The organism is Candidatus Jettenia sp. AMX1 (genome assembly GCF_030263775.1).
Classification (GTDB): domain Bacteria; phylum Planctomycetota; class Brocadiia; order Brocadiales; family Brocadiaceae; genus Jettenia; species Jettenia caeni.
Genome location: NZ_SZPP01000040.1, coordinates 58099 through 81412, shown reverse-complemented (window position 1 = coordinate 81412; position 23314 = coordinate 58099). Strand labels below are relative to the sequence as shown.

Annotated in this window: 21 protein-coding genes; 14 read left to right on the top strand and 7 right to left on the bottom strand. The window is 39.8% G+C overall.

Annotated elements, in window-relative coordinates; translation table 11 throughout:
- Positions 1-477 precede the first annotated feature (477 nt).
- From FBQ94_RS12530 to FBQ94_RS12520, 3 genes are all read left to right on the top strand, one after another.
- Positions 478-1908: a TldD/PmbA family protein gene (locus tag FBQ94_RS12530; RefSeq protein ID WP_007220104.1), complete on the top strand. Its 1431-nt coding sequence runs from the start codon at positions 478-480 to the stop codon at positions 1906-1908.
- Positions 1905-3371, top strand: coding sequence for a TldD/PmbA family protein (locus FBQ94_RS12525; protein WP_007220105.1), 1467 nt, complete (start codon positions 1905-1907; stop codon positions 3369-3371). Before FBQ94_RS12530 ends, FBQ94_RS12525 begins: the two co-directional genes overlap by 4 nt.
- 124 nt (positions 3372-3495) lie before the next feature.
- Complete coding sequence (locus tag FBQ94_RS12520) at positions 3496-3684, top strand: ferredoxin (protein ID WP_007220106.1); 189 nt, start codon at positions 3496-3498, stop codon at positions 3682-3684.
- A gap of 67 nt (positions 3685-3751) precedes the next feature.
- Here FBQ94_RS12520 and FBQ94_RS12515 read toward each other — a convergent pair whose 3' ends face one another.
- Positions 3752-3889 carry a large ribosomal subunit protein bL34 gene (locus tag FBQ94_RS12515; RefSeq protein ID WP_007220107.1) on the bottom strand — a complete coding sequence of 46 codons (138 nt, stop codon included), beginning with the start codon at positions 3887-3889 and terminating at the stop codon, positions 3752-3754.
- Positions 3890-4319: 430 nt separating this feature from the next.
- On the opposite strand from FBQ94_RS12515, the gene FBQ94_RS12510 reads away from it, so the two are divergent.
- Both FBQ94_RS12510 and FBQ94_RS12505 read left to right on the top strand, forming a co-directional pair.
- The gene (locus FBQ94_RS12510; protein WP_007220108.1) at positions 4320-4640 is read left to right on the top strand and encodes an HU family DNA-binding protein; all 321 of its coding nucleotides are present in this window, start codon (positions 4320-4322) and stop codon (positions 4638-4640) included.
- 15 nt (positions 4641-4655) lie between these two features.
- A complete protein-coding gene (locus tag FBQ94_RS12505) occupies positions 4656-5111 on the top strand; it encodes a SoxR reducing system RseC family protein (RefSeq protein ID WP_007220109.1) in 456 nt (151 codons plus the stop codon).
- 28 nt (positions 5112-5139) lie between these two features.
- Here FBQ94_RS12505 and gcvPB read toward each other — a convergent pair whose 3' ends face one another.
- From gcvPB to carA, 4 genes are all read right to left on the bottom strand, one after another.
- Positions 5140-6630: an aminomethyl-transferring glycine dehydrogenase subunit GcvPB gene (gene gcvPB / locus FBQ94_RS12500; protein WP_007220110.1), complete on the bottom strand. Its 1491-nt coding sequence runs from the start codon at positions 6628-6630 to the stop codon at positions 5140-5142.
- Between the two features lie 11 nt (positions 6631-6641).
- A complete protein-coding gene (gcvPA, locus tag FBQ94_RS12495) occupies positions 6642-7982 on the bottom strand; it encodes an aminomethyl-transferring glycine dehydrogenase subunit GcvPA (RefSeq protein ID WP_007220111.1) in 1341 nt (446 codons plus the stop codon).
- 93 nt (positions 7983-8075) lie between these two features.
- The gene (gene carB, locus FBQ94_RS12490) at positions 8076-11381 is read right to left on the bottom strand and encodes a carbamoyl-phosphate synthase large subunit (protein ID WP_007220112.1); all 3306 of its coding nucleotides are present in this window, start codon (positions 11379-11381) and stop codon (positions 8076-8078) included.
- 104 nt (positions 11382-11485) lie between these two features.
- On the bottom strand, positions 11486-12613 hold the full coding sequence (carA, locus tag FBQ94_RS12485) for a glutamine-hydrolyzing carbamoyl-phosphate synthase small subunit (protein ID WP_007220113.1): 1128 nt from the start codon (positions 12611-12613) through the stop codon (positions 11486-11488).
- 644 nt (positions 12614-13257) lie between these two features.
- Here carA and FBQ94_RS12480 point away from each other — a divergent pair.
- Positions 13258-13806: a CDP-alcohol phosphatidyltransferase family protein gene (locus FBQ94_RS12480; RefSeq protein WP_007220114.1), complete on the top strand. Its 549-nt coding sequence runs from the start codon at positions 13258-13260 to the stop codon at positions 13804-13806.
- A 181-nt stretch (positions 13807-13987) separates the two neighbouring features.
- Positions 13988-15217 (top strand): bifunctional 3,4-dihydroxy-2-butanone-4-phosphate synthase/GTP cyclohydrolase II, encoded by a 1230-nt coding sequence (locus FBQ94_RS12475; RefSeq protein WP_007220115.1) that lies wholly within the window; start codon positions 13988-13990, stop codon positions 15215-15217.
- Between the two features lie 107 nt (positions 15218-15324).
- Here FBQ94_RS12475 and hutU read toward each other — a convergent pair whose 3' ends face one another.
- On the bottom strand, positions 15325-17007 hold the full coding sequence (gene hutU / locus FBQ94_RS12470) for a urocanate hydratase (protein WP_285442168.1): 1683 nt from the start codon (positions 17005-17007) through the stop codon (positions 15325-15327).
- Between the two features lie 20 nt (positions 17008-17027).
- The gene (locus FBQ94_RS12465; protein WP_007220117.1) at positions 17028-17195 is read right to left on the bottom strand and encodes a hypothetical protein; all 168 of its coding nucleotides are present in this window, start codon (positions 17193-17195) and stop codon (positions 17028-17030) included.
- Positions 17196-18033: 838 nt separating this feature from the next.
- On the opposite strand from FBQ94_RS12465, the gene FBQ94_RS12460 reads away from it, so the two are divergent.
- The 7 genes from FBQ94_RS12460 (at position 18034) to FBQ94_RS12430 (ending at position 23268) form a co-directional block, all read left to right on the top strand.
- Entirely contained in the window at positions 18034-19743 is a 1710-nt protein-coding gene (locus FBQ94_RS12460; protein WP_007220118.1) for a 2-oxoacid:acceptor oxidoreductase subunit alpha, read from the top strand.
- A gap of 1 nt (position 19744) precedes the next feature.
- Positions 19745-20605, top strand: coding sequence for a 2-oxoacid:ferredoxin oxidoreductase subunit beta (locus FBQ94_RS12455; protein WP_007220119.1), 861 nt, complete (start codon positions 19745-19747; stop codon positions 20603-20605).
- 372 nt (positions 20606-20977) lie between these two features.
- Entirely contained in the window at positions 20978-21826 is an 849-nt protein-coding gene (gene tpx, locus FBQ94_RS12450; RefSeq protein ID WP_007220121.1) for a thiol peroxidase, read from the top strand.
- A gap of 79 nt (positions 21827-21905) precedes the next feature.
- Complete coding sequence (locus tag FBQ94_RS12445) at positions 21906-22418, top strand: type 1 glutamine amidotransferase domain-containing protein (protein WP_007220122.1); 513 nt, start codon at positions 21906-21908, stop codon at positions 22416-22418.
- A 12-nt stretch (positions 22419-22430) separates the two neighbouring features.
- Positions 22431-22664, top strand: coding sequence for an SHOCT domain-containing protein (locus tag FBQ94_RS12440; RefSeq protein WP_007220123.1), 234 nt, complete (start codon positions 22431-22433; stop codon positions 22662-22664).
- Positions 22665-22715: 51 nt separating this feature from the next.
- Positions 22716-22940, top strand: coding sequence for an SHOCT domain-containing protein (locus FBQ94_RS12435; protein WP_007220124.1), 225 nt, complete (start codon positions 22716-22718; stop codon positions 22938-22940).
- Between the two features lie 97 nt (positions 22941-23037).
- Positions 23038-23268, top strand: coding sequence for an SHOCT domain-containing protein (locus FBQ94_RS12430; protein WP_007220125.1), 231 nt, complete (start codon positions 23038-23040; stop codon positions 23266-23268).
- The last annotated feature ends 46 nt before the right edge of the window (positions 23269-23314 follow it).

The following is a 23314-nucleotide window of genomic DNA, read 5'->3' as shown; positions in this document are numbered from 1 at the left end:
TCGATTGAATTCTCGGACAGCCTGTAAAGGTTTGCCCTACGGAATTGAAATTCCTATACATCAAATTAAGCTACCATAAGTAGCAACTTCTTTGCTTATTCCCAAATTCTTCCCCATGCCCTCATGAACATAGGGAAGAATTTGGGAACAAGCAGTTACAAATTGAAATTCCTGAATATTAATTAAGTTCCTCGTTTTGCCCGAATAGCATTTTGGTGTTACCATACATTTTGAAGACAAAACAGCCGAAGAATCTCAAACACTGAGGTTCCGGACATGGACTTAATGCCTATCTCTGTAAATCATACTAAATCCTAGTTAGATCCGTTATTTTTATTAATAAGGAGAATTCCTATCGCAAGTCGTATAAAAATTGCGCTCATAGATGCATTACAGGAAACGGTTACTAAGGTCATTCAACAGACTGATTCGCTGCACACTTGTAAATATGCCGATATTAGAATTGGTATTAATGAGATGAAACATGCAAGCGCTGAGGACGGCAAGGCTAAAGGGGCGGGAGAAGATGTCTCCATCTCTTTTGGAATCAGGGCGCTAGCTGGTGAAATGACTGCATGGGGATATTACGGCCAGGAACTGGGAGAGGCTGAATCTAACCCGAAAAGTATTCATAAAAGACTCACGTTAGGAATGCATACGGCATATGCACGGGCTATTACCAATGCAAAGAAAAAGGCAGAGTTTCAATCTCTTGCCCCCTCATTAAGGGAAGTAAATCTCGCTAAAATTGACATCTGCAATGATACCATTCATGCTACCTTCGATGAGGACCCCAGAAATGTACTCTTGAAAGATATCGTTACTCTGTGCACAACAACATCTCAAGATATGCGCAGTATTAGCAAAGATGTGCGCTATACGTATGCCTATGTGCAAACAGGTATAAACAGGGAGCTCTTTTGTAGCACTGAAGGCGCCTGTATTGACCAATCATATGCGCTTACGCAGGGAGTGGTCTCTGTAGTAGCACAAAAGGTTGGCGGTATTCCGGAAATCTGTTATGATTATGTAGGAGACCTTCGCGGATGGGAAGTTCTCAAAAATAAAAATGTTTATCAGCAATCATTTGATGAATTTGCGTTATTGCGGACACGTGAGACCCTGGAGCTTATCGATGCAGAATTTTTATCCGCTACAGACGAACCGGTTATCGTGGTGACAAATCCACATTTTAATGCGCTCCTCGTCCATGAGATTGTAGGGCATCCAACCGAAGCTGACAGGGCGCTGAAATTAGAAACGGCATACGCAGGACGGTCATGGCTATTCCGGGATTTTGATGATAATGAATTGGGGAAACAGATTGCATCGCCACTCTTAACTGCATATTCTGACCCATCTATACATGGATATGGACATTATAAATACGATATGGAAGGAACACCCGGTAAACGGGTAAATCTCATTGAGAACGGGATATTCAAAGGGTTTATGAACGGACGTGAACAGGCTGCAATTCTTAACCAGCCTCCAAATGGCTCAATGAGAGCAACAGAATCGTATTACGTCCCTGTTGTACGAATGACCAATACCGTTTTTGCAAACGGAGATACCCCTCCCTCAGAGATAATTGCTGAAGTCAGGGATGGATATTATATCGTCAATCATCGGATTCCATCTATTAGCGAATCCCGGGAAAATTTCCGTATATCATCTCAGAGGGTATACAAAATAAAAAATGGACAGATTACAACCTTGTACCGGCAAGGTGGTATCACGGCAGATTCAAAAGACTTTTTAATGAATATCGATGCTGTTGGAAATGATTTTGAAGTCTTTCCCATCCCTCATTGTGGAAAGGGTCAGCCTATGCAAATAATGCGTGTTGGAAACGGCAGTCCAACATTGCGTTCCAAAGCAAGATTAACAGGACATCAGGAATTATGATAACAATAGAAGAACTGAGGACATGCATACGTAACGGGATGGATTTCGTAAAAAAACAAAAGGATGTTATTGATGCAGAGATATTCGCATCATGGAACGAACATATCACCGTACGATTAAACTATACATCTGATATCCCCTGCAATGGAGTTCATGAGCCAAAATCAACTCAAATGAATGGTATTAGCTTATGGGTTGTTTTTCGTGCAGGGAAGGGGATAAAGGTAGGATTTGGCAGTGTTTCCAACACGATAAGTCAAAAAGGCATTAGAGAAGCATTCCGAAAGGCAAGGAAAAATAGAATATATGACCCCGATTTCAAATCTCTTCCCATACCGGCAGGGAAACCAACCTTAGAAAACTATCACGACCCGGCAGCAATGGAGATGAGTGATGAAACAATTGTAGATTTAGGCTGGAAAGGACTAAAAGGGGCGCTTACAGAATTCAACAAAGGGCATTTTAATAAATCCATCATAGTCGGCGGCGATATCACCATCATAAAAGAGCGTGTAGCTATCGCAAATACACACGGTATTGATGACTTTGATGAGTCTACCATCCTTACGACAAACATTACCTCTATGATTGAGAAGGAAAGAGTCAAAGGCACAGGATGGACAACAAGCGCCCATATGCCCTCTTTTAACCCCGAAGAGGCAGGAAAAGAATCGGCTGAAAGCGCAATAAAGACTATTGGCGGAGAAAGGATATCATCAGGAACTTACAACGTTATTTTTGGAAGACAACCTTTGACAGATCTCTTTACAAACATTATAATTCCTGCTTTAAGTCTTTCAACAGTTAATGTATCGGATACACCTTTCCTCAAAAAATTAGGACAAAGGGTTACATCAGACTTATTAAATGTCTATGATGATGGTACGATAAAGGGCGCTGCCGGTAGTAAAAGAATCTCGTGTGAAGGAATTCCTACGGGAAGAACCAATCTTATTTATAACGGATTTTTGGTAGGTTTTCTTGCAAATAATTATCTCTCTCAAAAGCTGGGAAATGTCTTTACTTCATTTATACCGAGGAATGGATTCCGGTATTATAAAGGCGGGAGAAGTCATGCGATACAACCGAGGATATGTCCAACTAATATTGTTATAGAAGGTAAGGATGAAATAGACAGGCAATCTCTCTTCTCAAAAATACATAATGGTGTTTATATCGGTAGAATTTGGTATACTTATCCTATTAATGGTCTTGCCGCAGGAGACTTTACGAGTACAATCATTGCGGATTCCTACCTGGTAGAGAAAGGGAAAATTGTTAAACCTTTACAACCTAACACGGTAAGGATCAATAGTAATATAAAAGATATACTCAATAATATCATTGCTCTATCAAAAGATAAAAAACAAACGATTGTCTGGGGAGGAGAGGAAATTGTACTGGCGCCAGAAATGGCTGTTCAAGGTGTTAAACTGGATAATATCTCAGGTTTTACCCCTTAAGAAGTTTTATTGAATTTTAAAAATATATAGATAACAATCAGATCGAGAAGGGAGGTATGGAAGACGTAAGCAGTTTTTTCATTTACGATAATTCTTTACTACTTATTTTAAAAAGGAGGTAGTCATGCGTGCTAAAGTAGATCCGGATATCTGTACAGGTTGTGAACTTTGTACACAAACATGTCCTGAAGTTTTTTATATGAATGGTGATATAGCTGAAACGAAAGACACTGACGTACCGTCAGATATTCAAGATTCCTGTAGACAAGCAGCGGAAGAGTGTCCGGTAGAGGCAATTATCATCAGCGATTAGCTGTTTGGCAACAATCAAAAAGACCTTAAATATCTCATCGGATAATTAAGGTCTTTTTTTTATACAACTAGACATCAAGGAGCGGCCTTCTCCCAATCCTTCTTCTTCTTTTCAAGATCGCGCGTCCACCCTTAGTTCGCATCCGCTTCCTGAAACCACACATCCTTTTATGTTTTATAGAACTCTTCCTGATATTAACCTTCATAGTTGTTTATCTCCTTAAAATTTATTACATACTCCTGCAATACAATGAATACTAAAGTTTATGGGCATCTTTATGACTTACAATCTTCAGCCAAAAAGAAAAAAACAGCGTTTTTACGATAGCACATTTATCACTGTTCTGTCAAGATATTTTAAAGAACAATTGAATTATGAATCTATAACATATATCTTAAATTTAGAGTTCTAAAAGTGTTAAAATCGTATTGACATTATTCTTTTGAATTGATAATATGTCCAAAATTAATCATAACTATCATTCCTAGAGATTAGTTAAGACTATAAGGAAAGTTTTTTCTAATTTTCTGTTATTATCGAAGGAGGTGATGTTAAGCTTTCTTACGGATCCATCCACGTGGATTCTTCCAGGAATTGTCACTTACTCATCTATTGTTATAAAAGGAGAAATTGTAATGCAAACGACGACAAAAAGGGACCTATGTGAAAAGATTGCCAGAAGGACAAATAACACACATATGATTGTGAAAAAGACAATACAAATGTTTTTGGATGAGATTATAAGTGAACTTGCACAAGGCAATCGTATTGAACTGCGTGATTTTGGTGTTTTCGAGATACGTCAGCGCGCCGCAAGAAAAGCCAGAAATCCGAGAACCGGGGAAGTAGCATTCGTGCCTTCTAAAAATGTCGTGGTATTCAAAGTTGGTAAACTAATGAGGGAAAAGGTTGGAAATGCAACAAAAACCCCAACACAACCCTCTCAGGGAACTTAATTTTTTGTTACGAATATGTTTAGCCAGGAACAAATCGTTGAAAAAGGCATCATAAAATATATACATGGAAATCGAGCAACGGTAGAAATAATAAAGCCCGATTCAAATAAGTGCAAAAGTTGCGGTGTTTGTATGGGTATAGAGAATACAGGAAACCTTTTAGAAGTAGATACAATTCCTCAGGTAAGTGTAGGGCAGCAGGTAACCCTGCAGATAACCGGATATTCTCCATACAAAAGCATACTATTACTTTTTATTCTACCTATCGTTAGCTTGCTCATGGGCAGTTTCGCAGGTCAGAAAATTGATTTTATTTATCCAAATTCACAGGATATGAGAATGATAGGTTGTGGATTTATTTTTTTTCTCCTCTATATTGTATCTCTGGGTATCTACGATAAAAAGCTCCGGGTTAAAAAATATGCGTACCGAAAAATCATATCAATAGATACTATACATAATTCAACCTAACATGATCAGCTCTCTATCAATCATTCCTTTATTTTTTATCCCATCGCAGGATTGGTTCACGTGCAGCCTTAACCTCATCAGGACGGCTTATGGGTGTGGTTTTCGGTGAATTATGCACTACATCGGATTGTTGTTCGATATCTGAGGCTATCTGAATCATAGCAGCAGCAAAAGCATCTAATGTCTCACGTGATTCCGTTTCTGCAGGTTCTATCATAATAGCCTCTTCCACAATTAATGGGAAGTAAATTGTAGGGGCATGGAAGCCGTAGTCAAGCAGCTTCTTGGCAATATCCAAAGCTGAAATGCCCTTCTTCTTTTGCCTTGTGGCAGAGATAACAAATTCATGCATACACGTTTTACCGTAAGGAATATCATACTGTTTTTCAAGCTTGTACCGTAAATAATTAGCATTTAAAACAGCGTATTTACCAACCTTACAAACACCCTCTTTTCCTAACGATAACAAATAGGTATATGCCCTGACCATCATACCAATATGGCCATAAAATGCTCTAATCTTTCCTATTGAATCAGGATAGTCATAATGTAAAATATATTTTTTCTGCACATCATTCCCGATGCTTTTTGTAATTAACTTATCCACTGCTTTAATCCCTGGAACAGGTAAAAAAGAAGCTAATTCATCAGTAACACCAATAGGACCAGCGCCAGGCCCTCCTCCGCCGTGTGGTGTAGAAAAGGTCTTGTGAAGGTTCAGGTGTAAGATGTCTACCCCCATATCTCCTGGCCTGGCAATGCCCAGCAGTGCATTCATATTTGCCCCATCGCAATAAACAAGCCCCCCCATATTATGGGCAATTTTACAGATTTCCAAAATATCTTTCTCAAATAAACCCAGGGTGTTAGGGTTGGTAATCATAATTGCCGCTGTATCCTGGGTAAAGATTTCTTTTAATTTTTTTATATCGACAAGGCCATTTGCATGGGACCGGATTGATTCTGTTTCGTACCCACAAAGAGCAGCAGATGCAGGGTTTGTGCCATGCGCTGAATCAGGAATGATAATCTTGCGCCTTTTCTCACCCTTTTTTTCCAGATAGGCGCGAATGATCAACATGCCGGTTAGCTCGCCGTGAGCCCCGGCTGCCGGTTGCAATGTGAAGGCCGACATCCCGGAAATATCTTTGAGCATTTGCTCAAGGTCATATAATAGTTTTAAAATACCCTGACATTGCTCAACAGACTGATAGGGGTGCAGTTGTGTAAAACCATCCAACCGCGCTGCCTCTTCATTCGTCTTGGGATTGTATTTCATGGTGCAGGACCCCAACGGATAAAAATTAGTATCTACACAGTAGTTCATTTGTGAGAGTCTCGTAAAATGCCGCACAACATCAATCTCTGAGACCTCAGGCAGTTTTGTTTCTTTCTTCCTTAACATATCCCGGGCAAGAAGCTCTGTTATAGGTTTGACGGGAACATCACAAGCGGGAAAAACAAAACATCGTCTGCCAGGCGATGTTTTATCAAATATAAGAGGTTCAATTTGGTTCATTATTCCATTCCTTATATCTGAGACAATTCAAGAATCAGACGATCAATCGATTCTTTGGTTTTTGTCTCTGTCACACACAAAAGCATGCAATTATCCAGTTCAGGATAAAATCCGGAAAGTTCTAATCCGCCAATAATTCCCTTTTTTAACAGGTATTCATTCATTTTGTTTACCGGGATATTGCCCTGAGCTTTTAAGACGAACTCATGGAAAAAGGGGGTTTTGAATACGGGTTTTACCGTATTCAGGGCACAGAGCCTTTCATAGGCATAATGACTTTTTTGTATATTAAGATTTGCCAGCTCTGCCATGCCCGTTTTCCCTAATGCACATACATAAATACATGCCCTGAGTGCCAGTAATCCCTGGTTGGTACAAATGTTGGAAGTAGCCTTCTGACGACGGATATGCTGCTCCCTTGCCTGCAGGGTGAGGACAAAACATCTTCTCCCTTCACTATCTACCGTCTCCCCTACAATCCGGCCAGGCATCCGGCGCAAAAATTCTTTTTTTACCGTAAAGAAACCCAAATACGGCCCGCCGTAGTTTATATAATTTCCTAATACCTGGGCCTCTCCAACGGCAATATCAGCATCATATTCTCCGGGAGATTTCAACACTCCAAGTGAAATAGGATTTACACATGCAATAAACAAGGCGCCCTGCTTATGAGCAATAGTTGAGATGGTCTCCATATCTTCAATACAACCAAAAAAGTTTGGACTTTGAATAAGCACGGCAGATGTTTTATCATCTGCCATCTTTTTCAATTGATCTGTATCGGTTATCCCTTCCGGCGTATCTATTTCAATAATTTCCGTATGCAATCCCTTGAGATATGTTTTAAGTACCTGCCGGTATTCCGGATGAATCGCCCGGGAACAAATAATCTTGTTCTTCTCATGTAAGCGCAAAGATAATAGCGCCGCCTCAGCCAGGGCCGTAGAGCCATCGTACAGAGAGGCATTCGACACATCCATACCTGTTAGTTCGCACATCACCGTTTGGAATTCATAAATGACCTGAAGTGTGCCCTGGCTTACTTCAGGCTGATAAGGGGTATAACAGGTATAAAATTCACTCCTCGATGCCAAATGGTCCACGATGGATGGAATATAATGTTCGTAAGCGCCAGCGCCTAAAAAAGAAATGTATGCATCGGTACTGATATTTCCTCCACTTAAATCCCGTAATACCCTTAATACTTCTGGTTCTGAAAGACCCTGATGAAGTGATAAGGAAAAATTCCGTAGGGGAGCAGGAATATCTTTAAGGAGCGATTCAAAGGAAGGTACCTTCATCTCTCCAAGCATCATTTCCCCGTCATGTTCAGTGTTTGGAATGTAATCCATTGCATCTCCGGTTCAATGTAAAATTTTTAAAACAATAACAATTACTCTGCATCGCCCAGGATAATATACACCCTACGGCAGCATACAATCAGATTATTTATCGGAGGTGTACAGGCTCTCTGTGTGATAATACTCTTGGATAGGTTTTACGTCAAGAATTCCGCTTTTCAGCGCCTCAATAGCCTTTGTAGCAGCAATAGCGCCAGCAACGGTTGTAAAATAAGGGATACGATGAATAAGAGCTGTTCGCCGTATAGAATAAGAGGCTTCCTGGGCAGCTTTACCTTCTATCGTATTAATGACAAGCTGGATTTCATTATTCTTGATATGATCAACAATGTTAGGTCTTCCTTCGATTACCTTCAAAGCACGGGTAACAGAAACATTATCCCCGGAAAGCACCATGGCAGTGCCTCGTGTAGCAACAATCTTAAATCCCATGTGTAAGAGTTTTTTTGCAATGGGTACCATGGACTTTTTATCCCGGTCCCTCACGCTCATAAATACCGTCCCGGTTAATGGGAGACTACAATCAGCGGCCATTTGTGATTTTGCATAGGCGCGGCCAAAATCCATGTCTAGTCCCATGACTTCACCGGTAGATTTCATCTCGGGTCCCAGTATCGTATCAACACCTTTAAATTTCAAAAAAGGAAATACTGCTTCTTTTACTGCAACATGCTTCAACTTCATATTCATGGAGATGCTTAATTCGCTGAGTCTCTTTCCAGCGATCACCTTAGCCGCAATCTTGGCCATCGGAATACCTATCGCCTTGCTGACAAAAGGCACGGTTCTTGACGCACGGGGATTAACCTCCAGCACATAGACCATCTTATTTTTAATTGCATATTGTATGTTAATAAGTCCTATGACATTCAATGCCAGCGCAATAACCTGCGTTTGTTTTTTTAACTCATGAATAATATCTTTTTCGATAGAATATGGGGGCAGGGAGCAGGCGCTGTCTCCGGAGTGGATACCAGCCTCCTCAATATGTTCCATAATGCCACCGATAAATACCTCTTTACCATCACAAATTGCATCTACATCAATTTCTATGGCATCTTCTAAAAATTGATCTATCAAAACAGGATGTTCAGGCGAAACCTGCACAGCATGAGTAACATAATTCTCCAGACCCATTTCATCATAAACAACCCGCATGGCCCTTCCTCCCAGAACATAAGAGGGGCGAAGCATTACGGGATAACCTATTTTACTGGCAATAACTTTCGCTTCCGCATCAGAACGGGCACAACCATTATTCGGTTGCCTTAATTTTAGTTGATTCATTAAGGCTGCAAATCGTTCTCGGTCCTCGGCAATATCAATACTATCAGGAGAAGTTCCTAATATTTTTACTCCCTCTTTTTCTAAGGGCACTGCCAATTTTAGCGGAGTTTGTCCTCCAAATTGAACAATAATACCCTCTGGTTTCTCTTTATCAACAATCTCAAGAACGTCTTCCAGGGTAAGGGGTTCAAAATAAAGACGGTCTGAAGTATCATAGTCTGTGCTCACTGTTTCCGGATTACAGTTAATCATAATGGTCTCATAACCCAATTCTCTCAATGCGGAAACTCCATGAACACAACAATAATCAAATTCAATTCCCTGTCCAATCCGGTTAGGTCCACTCCCTAAGATAATAATCTTTTTTTCCCGTGTTGGCTCAGCCTCACAAGAGGTCTCATAGGTAGAATACAAGTAGGGTGTAAATGCTTTAAATTCTGCAGCGCAAGTATCTACATGCTTAAATACCGGTCTAATGGCTTCTTTTTGCCGGTACTGCCGTATAGTTTTTTCATCAACATTGCATAAATAAGCCAGATATTTATCTGAATATCCACATTGCTTTGCCTCAATGAGCATCTCTTTTTCTATGTTAAATCCATTATCACCCTGATAAAGAGAGGCCTGTGAGAGGTTATCCCTGTGCTTTGGCCATTTCTGTTTTATCTCAACTTCCAGATCTAGTACTTGTTTAATATTATAGAGGAACCAACGATCAATATGTGTCCATGTAAATATCTCGTCCAGATTAACACCAAGCCGTATTGCATCAGCAATATACCACAGCCTATCAGGATTTGGGACCATCAATTTTCCTCTCAAAAACTCTAACCGCTGTTTTGTAGACCATTTGTCGCTTCCCAAAGGCCATAAAGTCTCAAATCCATACCGTCCGATTTCTAACGAGCGAATGGCTTTCCCTATAGCTTCCTTAAAAGTCCTTCCGATAGCCATAACTTCTCCTACAGATTTCATATGAATGGTAAGCGTAGGATCAGTATCCGGAAACTTCTCAAAATTAAATCGTGGTACTTTTACGACACAGTAGTCAATAGTTGGTTCAAAGCATGCAGGTGTATAACGAGTAATATCGTTAGGAATTTCATCAAGGGTGTACCCCACAGCAAGTTTCGCTGCAATTTTAGCAATCGGAAACCCGGTTGCCTTCGATGCCAGGGCAGAACTTCGCGAGACCCTTGGATTCATCTCAATTGCCAATACTTCTCCATCTTCCGGATTAACGGCAAACTGAATATTGGACCCCCCGGTTTCTACCCCAATCTCCCGGATAATCTTAATTGCCGCATTACGCATAAACTGATATTCAACATCGGTAAGCGTTTGGGCAGGAGCCACCGTAATGCTATCACCGGTATGCACACCCATTGGATCAAAATTCTCAATAGAGCATACGATTACAACATTGTCTTTTAAATCGCGCATCACCTCAAGCTCATATTCCTTCCATCCAAGAACTGAGCGCTCTATCAGTACTTCATGCACCGGACTTGCATCTAAAGCTATCTTAATATATTCTTTATATTCTTCGATATTATAAGCAGCATTTCCACCAGAACCTCCCAGGGTGAATGAAGGCCGGATAATAGCGGGAAAACCGATCTTATCAATAATCTCCATTGCCTCATCGTACGAATGAGCATAACCACTTTCAGGCACTGAAATACCAATCCGTTTCATCGCTAATTTAAACAGTAGCCGGTCTTCAGCCTTTTTAATGGCTTCCAGTTTAGCGCCTATCAGTTCTACGCCATACTCATCCAATACCCCTTTTTCTGCAAGCTGAACGGCCGTATTCAGACCGGTTTGACCACCGAGTGTTGGAAGTAATGCCTGAGGACGTTCCTTTGCAATAATCTTTGCTACTATTTCATGGGTAATTGGCTCAATGTAAGTCTTATCGGCAATCTCAGGATCTGTCATAATGGTGGCGGGATTACTGTTTACAAGAACAACGTTGTATCCCTCTTCTCTGAGCGCTTTGCAGGCCTGAGTACCCGAATAATCAAACTCGCAGGCTTGACCAATAACAATCGGGCCAGAGCCAATGATAAGGATTTTCTCTATGTCTGTTCTCTTAGGCATATATTTTTAAAAGGCCAAAATGATGTCGTTTTTTTACTACATGGGTTTAGGGGTTTCAGGAGACCTTGTATTGAATTCTCACCTATACGATGAGGTTCTTGATACTATCTTTCATGTTTCATCATCTCAATAAATTGTTCAAATAAATAGGTTGCATCGTGTGGACCTGGCGACGCCTCCGGATGATATTGCACGGAAAAGGCAGGTATAGAATGACATCTTAACCCCTCCACCGATTTATCATTAAGATTCAGATGGGTAATCTCTACATCACCGTAAGGGCTTTTTTGTCTGGTGCCTTGAGACGGACTTGTTACAGCAAAGTTGTGATTTTGCGCGGTAATCTCAACCTTTTTGGTTGCCAGGTCTATTACCGGTTGGTTCCCGCCATGATGTCCAAACTTAAGTTTATACGTCTTTAGTCCTAAGGTAAGCGCAAGAAGTTGATGCCCAAGACAAATCCCAAATACTGGTTTCTTACCCAGCAAACCCTTAATATTTTCAATCATATAAGGAACGGCTTCCGGATCACCAGGGCCATTGGAAAGTACAACTCCATCAGGATTCATATCAAAAACAGTTTGAACTGGTGTGTGAGCAGGAACTACAAGAACCGAACAACCGGCATCCCTTAGTTTTCTTAAGATATTATATTTTACACCACAGTCATAAACGACAACCTTATATCTTTTAGACTCTTTCAAGTCCTTATCAACATCCTGCCACTCATATACGTCACTACATGTCACTGTTTTTACAAGATCCGATCCGGCTAATCCGGGTGATGCCTGTATCTTTTGTATAAGACTTGCAATATCAAAATCGGTGGTAGAAATAATACCTTGCTGTACACCACAATCACGTATATGTGTTGTTAATCTCCTGGTATCTATTCCCTGGATACCTATAACTCCATTTTTCTTAAGAAAATCATCTAAACTAATCTGTGAACGCCAATTACTCGGAAAAGGACTGCACTCCTTGGTAATAAAACCCTCCAGGAATAGTTTTCTCGACTCGTAATCTTTTTGATTGATTCCATAATTACCAATCAAAGGATAGGTCATAACAACCATCTGTCCTTTATAGGAAGGATCGGTAAGAATCTCCTGATAGCCCATCGTACTTGTATTAAAAACAACCTCACCTATGGCCTCGCCAGAGGCGCCAAGAGAGAAACCTTTAAAAACTATCCCATCTGCCAGGACAAGTATTGCCTTTTTTTTATCCATACTATTTCTATATTATTCTATACAATACAATAAAAGCCTTTCGACCCCTAAAGTTCATACCAATTGCTCACTGGACGCTAAATCGTACTAATAAAACAAGATGATGTCAAGCCAAAGTTTTTTGCTTGACTAACATGACGCCTTTGCTATATTAAACCGTATTATCACAGCAATTAATTATGCTGCGAGGTTTTAACCTGTCCAAATAATAGTCTGTGTGGTTTTCACATAAGCAGGCTGACCATAAGGGTCGAATGCTACATTTGCTTCTTTCACTGCGCCCCTTTAGAGAATGCAAGAGAGAATAATGCTCTCATTTTCCTTAAGATCTTCAAGGTATGCCAATTTACCATGTTTATAAGTTACCGTTTATGTAAATTTTACTTGATAAAACTATGTCTTATGTAAATTTTAAGACTTCCGGGAGATCTCTCATCGCGATACATTATTTAATAGCAGCACCCCCTACGAGCAGTATGAGTTTTATCAATTCACACCGAAAAGGTAAACAATATGCCTTTAGCACATCATTATCAGCTTACAGGGCTAACAAAGGAGAATCTTACCCTCTATTCAAAATGAAATTGAGCTTGTGTCATAACTCCTATGGAAAACAGCGCAAATTCTTTAATTGAGGTTTCTCCATGTTAACCCTCTCTAACAAAATCAGTCTTAGCAGAATATTTTTTATTCCCCCGCTTGTGTTTTGCATCACACAAGTACAGCATAATAGCCACTACCGATATGCCTGCCTCTTCATCATGCTTGTGATTGGGTTAAGCGATATGCTCGATGGCTATGTAGCACGGAAGAGAAATGAGATAACAAAACTGGGAGGATATCTTGATCCTGTTGCTGATAAACTTGTTCTGATGATCTCTTGCATCATACTCTCTTCTGATCGCATATGGCCGGAACCCAGATTTCCCAATTGGATTCCAACGGTTATTGTCTGTAGGGATCTTTTACTCATGCTTGGCACTATGGCGCTACTTCTTGTTACCGGGAGAATGAATTGCAAACCAACAATACTGGGTAAGGTATCGACATGCTTTCAAATTATTGCTATTATATCCGTACTTATCGGAAATCATGTTCCTCTCCCGGCTCTCATTACTATCTGGTGGACAACCGTAGTTTTCACCTTTATCTCCGGTCTTTTCTATATGTATAGAGGTGTAAAACAACTATAATTGACTATTTCATAGGAAAGAAAGTACAAGATATAGGTCGGGCTTTAGCCTTGCCAGGCAAACCTGCTCCGTAATTGAAATTCCTATACACTAAATGAAAAGACTTTACAATATCTATCTTTTTTACTATTATTTATAAATAAAATTTACATTACTTTCCTGAAGTATAAGAGGTATTTTAATGCGATTTAACACAATACAAGAAGCCGTAGAAGACCTTAAACAGGGTAAGATGGTTATCTTAATAGATGATGAAAATCGTGAGAATGAAGGGGACCTCATCATTGCTGCTGAAAAAATTACCCCTGAAGTCGTTAATTTCATGCTCATGCATGCACGTGGCATCGTTTGCATAGCAATTGATGCCGAACGGGCAGAAAAGCTTAATCTTTATCCCATGGTGAGTAACAATACATCAAACTTCCAAACACCTTTTACCGTCTCTGTCGATGCCAGAAAGAATATTACAACGGGTGTTTCTTCGAAAGACCGGGCTACAACAGTATTGACTATTCTTGATGATAAAACAACGCCAGAAGATCTTGTCAGACCTGGTCATATGTTTCCACTAAAAGCACAAAAGGGCGGGGTACTGGTAAGGACAGGACACACAGAAGGTGCAGTCGACCTAACCCGCATTGCAGGGCTTAAACAAGCTGCGGTTATCTGTGAGATTATGACAGAAGATGGGAATATGGCTAAACTTCCGGAACTAAGAAAATTCGCTGAAAAATACCATCTGAAAATCTGTACCATCGCTGATATTATTAAATACCGCCATGAACAGGAGCGATTAATCGAAAAGCGTGTTACCGTAAAGTTACCTACTATCTATGGAAATTTTACTCTCCACCTTTACCGCTCATTTGTTGACGAATATCTCCATTTAGCCCTTTGCCTTGGTGTTGGCAATGAGAGTGGAACCAGCCCTTCTCCTTTGCATACGGAACCTGTACTGGTTAGAGTTCACGATGAATGTTTAACGGGAGATATCTTTGGCTCTCTGCGTTGTGACTGCGGGGAACAGCTTCACAATACCTTGAGAATGATACAAGAAAATGGAAAAGGGGTATTGCTCTACATGCGACAGGAGGGCCGTGGAATCGGTCTGGAAAATAAATTGCATTCTTATTTATTACAAGAGAATGGCTTAGATACCGTTGAGGCAAATGAAAAACTAGGATTTCCCGCTGACAAGAGAGATTATGGTATTGGTGCGCAAATCTTAAGAGACCTGGGCATAACGAAGATGAAATTGCTTACCAACAATCCAAAAAAATTTGCAGCGCTTGCCGGATACGGACTGGAAATCGTAGAAAGAATATCTATCGCTACAGAGCCAAAAGAGGAAAATAAGCATTACCTCCGGACAAAAAAAGAAAAACTGGGGCATATGATAGAAATTGTATAATCAGCCATTTTCGTGAGGTATTTTACACCCTGGTGAACGTGCTCCCCTCATTCCACACATAAGTAGGATATCCTTATCCTTCTAAATTCTTGTCCTTATACAAAAATTTATCCTGGTATCGTTATTCCTTTTTTCTTCGTTACTTCGGCAGCTTCCTCATAACCTGCATCTGCATACCTTGCAATCCCCATCCCAAAGTCTGCTGCTAAAACCTTTTCAAGTCTCTCATCCCTCTCTTTTGTACCATCAGCTACAATAGCCATACCGGCATGGAGTGAGTTGCCAATTCCTACATTGCCCCCGTGATGAAAACTTACCCAACTAGCGCCATTCGAAGAGTTGAGAGAAAAGTTTATGAGCGGCCAATCAGCAATAGCATCGCTGCCATCTTTCATATTCTCAGTTTCCTGGTATGGGGATGCTCCGGATCCGCAATCGAAGCAATCTCTGCTCATAACAACAGGAGCTTTGAGAATACCCTTTCTCACCATATCATTAATTATCAAACCTAGCCTGATACGCTCACGGTATCCTAACCAGCAGACCCTGCCTGGAAGCCCTAGCTGGGGGGCTTTCTCTCTGGCTAGCGTTATCCATTTCACCAGCGATGTATCTTCAGAAAAATTTTTGATAACTGCTTCATCGATCTTTTCAATATCCGCTATGTCACCTGACAATGCTACCCACTGCAATGTTCCTTTCCCCTGGCAGAATAGAGGACGTATAAACGCAGATATAAAACCGGGATACCAATACCTTCCTTCAGAATCTCTCATTGATACACCAGCCATCTCCGCCTGAGACCTCAGATTATTCCCATAATCAAAACATACAGCTCCGTTTCTCTGCATCGTGAGAATTGCTTTTGCATGATCGATAATGGCATCTAATACCTTTTCCCTATAAACTCGTTTATTTTTTTCTCTTAGCTTATCGAGTTCCTTTCTATCGCCGATTGGCAAATAAGACATCAAATCATGAGCGGGGGTTTGATCTGTAACAACATCAGGGATAATATTTCGATTGATCAGTTCAGGATAAATAACAGCCGCATTTCCAACCAGCCCTACTGATAAGGGATGTTGTTTGGATTTTGCATCTAAGATCCAACCAAGCGCTTCATCAAGATTATCCGTTATCTTATGGCAATACCCCTCCTTGATCTTTTTCTCTATACGTTCCCTTCGCATTTCTACGCAGAGGATCACACCTTCATTCATTGTTACGGCCAATGGTTGAGCTCCGCTCATACCTCCCATACCCGATGTAAGCACAAATTTACCTTTCAGGGTTTCTGCCTGAAAGATCTTCCTTGCAAGAGCCGCAAAGGTTTCGTATGTACCCTGCAAGCTCCCCTGTGTACCGGTGTAAATCCAACTTCCCGCCATCTGACTGTACATGGCAAGGCCCTGCTCATCACAGGTATCGAATACCTCCTGCTTAGCCCATGCAGGAGTCAAATTCGAATTTGCAATGATAATGCGTGGCGACCAATCATGAGTCTTTGCAATATATACCGGCCTGCCTGATTGAATACACAGCGTCTCATCTTTTTTCAATGTTTTCAAAATACTGATAATTCTTTGGTATTCCTTCCAGTTCCTTGCAGCGCGGCCGCTGCCCCCATAAACAATAAGCTCTTCTGGCTGGGTAGCCACATCAGGGTCGAGAGTATTCGTAAACATCCGCAAGGCTGCCTCACTATCCCAGTTCTCACAGGTAAGATTTGCACCTCTGGGTGCCTTAACAGGCATCTGCGGTCTACATTCATAAAACATTGGTCGCACCATAAAAGTCTATTCCTTTTCAATTATTCCCCAGGTAAAAATTTAGCCAATTCCTGCATCCACTTCCATGTTTCGTTCTTTACATCCTCAGCTTCAACACCGTCTTTAAATGAATCTTCGTTGTCTTCAATAAAGCAATAAACCTTCCCTAAAAATTCTTTCAGGTCTGACACCTGTTTTAAGATATCCATATATGGTTTCCCTCCATAAAAAGGCCCCTTGCAATCTGGTAAATAACAAACTCCGGAATTATAAGATACAGAAGCGTAATCCTGTTTTAAACTCTTCAGAAGAAAATGTTATTCCTTATGAGAAACGAACAAAGGGATAGTTTTGTTATAATCTGTTCTACCTTCTCTTGTGTATAATCAAAAAATTTCTCAATGAAATATACCATACATTCCTTATGCAATGCAAACAGTTCTTGATACACAGGTAATATAATCGCTTATATGCGCGGATTGTCAGGACTAAAACTAAACCCCCTGCCTTGCTCTATTTTTTCTCTTATTGGCATATCGTTTAAAAATGAGGGAATGTCATCCTTTTTCTTTTATTTTTTCAATCCTAAACATTTCCTCCCTTATTGTGCCATGTCTCACTTTTGCGATATCACGCCGTTGTGCCATGTCTCACTTTTCATCATTTTATTCTTGTAATCCAGTGGTTATATGCATGTATCAATACTCAATGTAAAATACAATAAAACAATTCTTTATAACATTTTCTTTACCTGTGTTTTTCTGATCCAAATGATCTTCTATGGCTCAATTTATGATAATTATAGTATGTACTGGCTTACAATCCACTATGATGTAAACAGTAAAAGAATAACTACGGAGCATTTTTCCTTAGGTTATCTATAGCTTTTCTGCCAAAATAATATTAAACTATTTTTATATTCCTTATAGGTATGGCATAAATTTTTCTGAATAGTCTTTTATACCTTAAAAATTCCTGCAACCAACTCATCAAACAGGGGAAGAGAAACATCATACTTATATAAGTATAAGCTCAAGAGATAATACTATGAATAATGAACTTACTTTAAAGATAACAGGTGAAGCAGGTCAGGGAATGCTAACGATAGGATCAGCATTATGTAAAATATTTGAGAATGCCGGGTTTTATCTTTTTGCTAATAATGATTATATGTCGAGAATACGCGGGGGTAACAACTTTCTTCAATTAAGAATTTCAGACAGACCATTATATACACTACGGCAGAACATTGATATCACCGTAGCATTAGATAGCAAGAGCGTTAGCATGCATAAAGAAGATGTATCTCGCGACGGTGTAATTATCTTAGATAAGAAAAGATTTCATATCTCTGAAGAAAACAGTATATTTCTCGACATACCGATGTATGACATGGCAAAAGAGATAGGAAATGAACTATTTGTTAATTCAATTGCTTGCGGGCTTTTGACAGAAATGACAGGAATAGAATTTCACTATATAGATAAAGTATTAAGGGCTGCATTTTCTGATAAAAAAGAGGATATAATAAACAAGAATATAGACGCTGCTCAGGCTGGATACGATTTTGCTAAAAATAATTTTAAACGAAATACCTTTAAAATAAAAAGAGGCAATGCCAAAGATACACTCTTAATGACTGCCAACGATGCAATAGTATTGGGCGCAATCTCTGCAGGATGTAAATTTTATTCTGCATACCCGATGACACCTTCCACAGGCATTATGGATCTTATGGCTCATTATGCAAAAAAATTTCACATGGTTGTTGAACAAGCAGAAGATGAGATTGCAGCTATAAACATGGCAATTGGCGCATCGTATGCGGGAGTTCGCTCCATGACGGGCACTTCTGGCGGAGGATTTTCACTCATGGTAGAAGGCTTAAGCCTTGCCGGTATGACCGAAACGCCCATTGTCATTTATGAAGGACAGAGGCCTGGCCCCGCTACTGGTTTTCCCACAAGGACAGAACAGGGAGACCTTGCATTCCTGCTTTCGGCAGGCCACGGTGAGTTTGCAAGGGTAATATTCTCGCCAGGCACGATAGAGGAGGCGTTTTATCTAACGATCAAGGCATTTAATATTGCAGAAAAATTCCAGATCCCGGTATTAATCATGTCAGATCAGCATCTGGCAGATTCTTACAGGAATATTGAGATGTTTGATTTGAGTAAAGTAAAAGTACAAAGGTATATCATATCAAAGGAAGATTCCAGAGGAATCAAGGATTATAAAAGATATCAATTTACGGAATCGGGCATATCTCCCCGGGCGATACCTTCATGGATAAACGATCCCATATATGCCGATAGTGATGAACACACTGAAGAGGGACACATAACCGAGGATGCCGGAATACGCACCATGATGGTTGAAAAAAGATTCTCCAGGAAAATGGCTGGTCTTTCAAAAGAGATAGAAAAGCCCAAAGCGTTCGATGTAAAAGGGGCCGATTGTATTTTGATTGGTTTCGGTTCTACGTATGGCGTATTAAAAGAAGCAAAGGAATCGATAACGAACAAAAAAATAGGTTTTATTCATCTGCCTCAGGTTTGGCCTTTTCCCGCAGCCGAGATGATTGAATTACTACAAGGAGCAAAAAAAATCATTGTTGTAGAAAATAATGCCGGAGCTCAACTTGCCCGGCTGTTAAAACAGGAAACAGGAATTAAAGCCGATAAATCTCTATTAAAATTTGATGGCAGGCCCTTTAATTTAGATTTTCTTATCCAGCATATCGAGCAGGAGAAATAATATGCCAGAGGCCAAAGATCTGAAGACAAACGATGAGATAGCATGGTGTCCGGGGTGTGGAAATTTCGGCATTTTAAATGCAATGAAAAAGACTATCGCCAGGCTTGATAGAAATCCGAAAGATATCGTGTTTGTCTCTGGAATAGGTCAGGCTGCAAAACTGCCTCACTATATCAAATGCAACTGTTTTAATGGTCTTCACGGCAGAGCGCTTCCTGTTGCAGCAGCGATAAAAATGGCAAATCATACCTTAACGGTATTGGTTAGCACAGGAGACGGAGACTGTTACGGAGAAGGCGGAAACCATTTTATCCACAACATAAGAAGGAATATTGATATTACGGTAGTTGTCCATAATAATCAGATATACGGCCTCACAAAAGGACAAGCTTCACCTACCACAGATCCGGGGTATGAGACAAAATTTCAGCCGGAAGGAGTAATTTTAGAGCCCCTGTATCCCTTAGAGATGGCAATTGCCATGGGAGCAGGATTTGTTGCAAGGGGATATGCCCTTGATTTAGAGCATCTTTCCTGGTTAATACTTGAAGGAATACATTATAAAGGCTTTGCCTTAATAGATGTATTGCAACCTTGTGTAACATTTAACAAAAAGAACACCTTTGACTGGTACTCGAAGAGGGTTTATAAGATCAATGATGATAGTTCGTATAATCCTCAGGATAAAATATCGGCATTCCGGAAGGCATCTGAGTGGGGGGATAGGATTCCCATTGGAATAGTTTATAAAACCGAAAAAGAAACCTATGAGGAAAGGAGTGGAATCAAGAAAAGACCTCCCCTCGTAGAAGAACAGATAGAAAATATTGATATAAGAGAAGCACTAAAAGAATTTATATAAATTAGGTTGGGTTTTAAAAGACAAAACCCAACGACTTTTTACCCACCCCCCCTCAATCCCCCTCCCAGGAGGGGAATTTTTGATTCCCCTCTTGAGAGGGGTTAGGGGGTGTGTTAATGGCATAATGATAAACTTTCAATTTCCTATACATTAAGGGTTAGGGGAGGGTGGTTGTCCTTTTCCTTCACCCCCACCTAACCTCCCCCATCAAGGGGGAGGAACTCTTTGTTTGAATTTCCTAAGCATTAAAATATGCCTTCGGCAACCTTTTATACCCCGAAGACACAAAGGCATAAAGAAAAACCCTGGTATTTTAGTGACTTTGTGGCACTTTACATTTCCTAAACGTTACATTAAGCAGAAGGGATATCTATGCAAATAAAAGCAACCTTTAAGGGAAAACCGGTAACCTTAGTAGGAAGGAAGCTGCAAGAGCAAGTAAAAGCGCCTAATTTTAAAGTCACATCCGGAGAATTACAAGAAATAACACTTGATGATTTTAAGAAGAAGATAAAAATTATCACGTCTTTCCTCTCCCTCGATACCCCTGTTTGCGATTTACAGGTAAAAGAGTTTAACAAAAGAGCCACTCAAGTATCTGAAGAAACGGTAATCTTGGGAATAAGTAAGGACTTACCCTTCGCTCAAAAGAGGTTTTGTGAAACAAACAACATTAAAAACGCCTTCATTCTATCCGACTATAAGTATTCTTCCTTTGGTATAAACTACGGAGTCCTTATAAAAGATCTCAATCTTTTAGCAAGGTCCGTCATTATTCTGGATAAAAGTAATGAAGTCCGATACGTTCAGATAGTTGAAGAGTTAACACATCCACCTGATTATGATGACGTTGTAAAAAATTTACATGAAATAGTAAAAAATCCGGAATTGCCTATCAAGGAAACAGTTCCTGCCCATTGTAAGCCCTGCGAAGGGGGTACTCCTCCTTTACCGGAAGAAACTATTGAGAGATTAATTCCTCTGTATCAGGATTGGGAATTAGTTGAAGGACAAAAACTTAAGAAAGAATTCAAATTCAAGGATTTTATAGAGGCAAAGTATTTTCTTGATCTCATCTCTGTCATCGCTGAAGAGCAGGGACACCACCCTACCCTGACTTTAGTATATAACAAATTAAGGATTACCCTAACTACGCATGCAGCCGGGGGGTTAACAGAAAATGATTTTATCATGGCAAGGATTGTTGATGAATTACAGTAGATAAATCAAAATAATTTAGCGGGTCTATTCATTTCGTTTCGTCGTTTACGGGAAATAGTAATAAAGGAAGGAACAAGCAATGAAAATAGCTGTACTTATCGAAGATCATTATCAGATTCTGGAAGTCTGGTATCCTTACCTGCGTTTACGTGAAGAGGGTATTGAGACAGTGTTTGTAGGTACCGGTACAAAAAAGTCATATGAGAGCAAAGAAGGATACCCTGCACAAGAGGAACTCTCAATAAAAAATATAAATACCCATGATTTTGAAGGAGTTATTATCCCTGGCGGTTATGCGCCTGATGTCCTAAGGCGTTATGAGGAAATAAATACCTTTGTGAAAACTATGCATCAAAAGGGAAAACTCGTTGCTGCAATTTGCCATGCTGGTTGGGTTTTAGTTTCAGCCGGGATACTAAAGGGTAAAAAGGCAACATGTTTTTATGCGATAAAAGATGATGTTGTAAACGCAGGCGCTGAATTTCTTGATAAGGAAGTTGTAGTAGACGGTAACTTAATCACCTCACGCAATCCTTTTGATTTACCTGCATTTTGCACTCAAATTGTAAAATTCCTAAAACAGCATAGATAAAGGAGATATTATATGTATATGGTAGGTTGGTTAATCGATATACTTATCATTGGTTTTGTGGTCTATTTTTTTCTGGAATACAAAACAAACAAACGCTACCAACACTACAAAAAAGTTAATCCCGAAGAGTCAACTTTGGATATTTTAAAAAGACGCTATGCCAGAGGAGAAATTACCGATATGGAATTTGAAAAAATTAAGAATAAATTAAAAGATGATTTATGGAAGAAAGACATAGTTTCTTAAATTTTAAGATGCTCTTTCATATATGTTTCATACTATGGAAGGAGAAATTACATGTTTTGGTTTCACGGGCCTTTTAGTTGGTTACTTTTTTTTCTCGTAATTGGCATGGTGGCTTATTTGGTTATCAGATACACACCTATTCTAACGAAAAGAGGTGCAAAAAAAAGCCTTGCCGGTAGTGTTGGAGAATCGCCTTTAGAGATTTTGGAGAAACGTTTTGCCAGGGGGGAAATTACTGAAGAGGAATTTGACAAGATTAAGAAAAAACTGGAATAAGCATAAGGGTGAAAGATTTGCAGGAACAGAGAAATGCGCACTCCTTTGTAAATAACATATAATTCACTTCTAATTTATACAGGGAAGGAGATATGAGATGTTTTGGTGGTTTAATCCGTTTACCTGGTTAATCTTTTTTTGCGTAATTGGTGTAGCAGTTTATTTAATTATAAAATACGAACTTGTGGTAACGAGCAAAGGTGTGAGAAAAAGATTTGAAACCGAAACCAAAGAATCAGCTTTAGAAATCTTAGAAAAGCGATTGGCCAGAGGAGAGATTACCGGAGAAGAGTTTGAAATGATTAAAAAAAAATTGGAAGAAACATAAGGATGGGATAGTTATAAGAATAGAGAAGGATGTATTCCTGCATAAG